A 2294-nucleotide genomic window follows, 5' to 3' on the forward strand; every position below is an offset into this window, starting at 1 on the left:
GGGTACCAGCAGCCCGGAGGCGATCGATCCGGACAAGGCGTTCCAGGAGTTGGGCTTCGACTCGCTGACCGCCGTCGAAATGCGCAACCGGCTCAAAGCCGCCACCGGGCTGCCGCTGTCACCGACGCTGATCTTCGACTACCCGAACTCCACGGCACTGGCGGGCTACTTCCGCCGGGAGCTGATCGGCGCCTCGGCCGAAGTGGCCGCCAAAGTCGCACCCGGTGAAGCGGAGATCCAGCGCGTGGTGGCTTCCATTCCGGTCAAGCGGCTGCGGCAAGCCGGGGTGCTAGACCTGTTGTTGGGTCTGGCCAACGAGGCCAATGACCCGGATGTCGATCAGGGTAAGGAAAAAGACCTCGCGACAATGGATCTCGACGACTTGGTCAATGCCGCGTTCCTCGACGACGACGAGTAGCCGATGAGAATCGCCGTCATCGGAGCCAGCGGAGTCGTCGGCCGAGGGGTGGTCCTGCGGTTGTTCAGTGCGGGCCACCAGGTTGTCGGTCTGGCCCGGCGTCAGCCCGAAAGCTGGCCGAGTGGAGCGGCTTTCGTCTCCGGTGATATTCGCGACGCCAGCACTGTGCGGCGGGCGGTGGCGGGTGCGGAGGTCGTTGTGCACTGTGCCTGGGTGAGAAATCCGGCCACAGTTCGTCCCGCGGACCGCGATGTCAACGTCGGTGGCACCCACAATGTGATCGAGGCGATGGCACGGACCGGTACCCGGCGCATTGTGTTCGCGTCATCCGCTCACGTCTACGGGTCCGGATATTTCAAGTCGGAAGCCGAACCCTTGCAGCCGGTTTCAGCGTACGGTCGGGACAAGGCCAGTGCAGAGGCGATGGTTGCTGCAAGCGGTGCCGAGTGGGTGACGATCCGTAGTGCGGCGATCCTCGGCCGCGGCGTCGACAATTGGGTGCGGCGGGCACTGGCGGGCCCCGTTCTGCCGACTGCCCCAGATCGCACCCTGCAGGCCGTGCACACCGACGACGCGCACCGGGTATTCGTCCGTGCCGCCCTTGACGCGGGCATCGGCAGTGGAGCGGTCAACCTCGCCGCGCCCGGAGAGCTCACCCTCGCTGAGATCGCGCAGACGCTCGGGCGGCCTACGGTATCGCGGCTGTTTCGCAGGCTCGGGCCCGCCGCCGAACTCGACCTGCTGCTGGACGCACCGTCGCTGGATAGCGCTCTGCTGCAGAACAAGTGGAATTACACACCGGCCTGGACCGGACACGAATGCCTGGACGACGTCGCGTTGGCGGTACGCGGCCGGGTGAGCATCGGTCCGCGGTTGACGTCGGTGCCCTGGCGGCTGACCCATGTCCAGGACATCCCGGCGGTCGATGCCCCAACCGCCGATGGAATGACGACCGTGATGGCCGGTCCCGACGGCGACAACGGCGAGTTCGACACTCCGATCGACCCCCGATTCCCGACCTATCTGGCGACCAATCTCTCCGAGGCGCTGCCGGGGCCGTTCTCGCCTTCGTCGGCATCCGTGACAGTCAAGGGACTGCGTGCCGGCGGCGCGATCATTGCCGACCGATTGCGTCCCGGCGGACTGATCCAGCGCGAGATCGCCACTCGCACAGTGGGAGTATTCGCCCACCGCCTGTACGGGGCCATTACCACGGCGCACTACATGGCCGAAGTCGTGCCCTTCGTCAAACCGGGGACGGTGATCCGGCAGAGCCAGTACTTTGGTCCCAGCGTTGCGTCTATGCCAATACACGGCGAGCAAAAGTTACCGGCCGAATCACGCAGCGCGACAGGACCGTTGCGCACGGTGCGAAATCTGGGTGTGTTCGGCGCCAATCTGGCCGGTTTGATCGCCGGTGCAAACTACGACACCAGTGACTTCGTCGATGACATCGACAGGCTCGAAGAGCTTGCTGCCGGCGATCTTTCGCAACTCAGTGATCCGCGCTTGCAGAGCCTGGTCTTGCTCGCCAGGGACAGCATCGTCGACGCCTGGGTGCTCTCGATGGGCTCATTCTTGACGTTCGCCGCCCTCAGCACGATCCTGCGCGGTGTGATCGGACGCGACACGGTGCTGCCGGTCGGTCAGGAGTTGGCCAGTGCCGGCCCGCTGAAGGTCGTGTATCGGCTTGCCGATGCGGCCCGACGCGATGCCAACGTAAGCCGCATTCTGGCCGGTGCCGGCGACCATCTCGCCGAACTGGAAGTCCAGGCCCCAGAGTTCCACAAGAAGGTTCTCGCTGAATTGAACTCGTTCGGACACCGTGGTCCCGCCGAGCTCGAAATGCGCTCGTCCAGCTATGCCGACGACCCGG

Annotated in this window: 2 protein-coding genes; both read left to right on the forward strand. The window is 65.3% G+C overall.

The features are described 5' to 3' along the window. A partial coding sequence (locus AC2VOG_RS08620) for an acyl carrier protein (RefSeq protein WP_486939497.1) occupies nt 1-418 on the forward strand: 418 nt, incomplete at its 5' end. 3 nt (nt 419-421) lie between these two features. After that, nucleotides 422-2294, forward strand: a 1873-nt coding sequence (locus AC2VOG_RS08625; RefSeq protein ID WP_486939498.1) for an NAD-dependent epimerase/dehydratase family protein, incomplete at its 3' end; no start/stop codon positions are given.

The sequence above is a fragment of the Mycobacterium sp. TH-M11 genome (genome assembly GCF_057473725.1).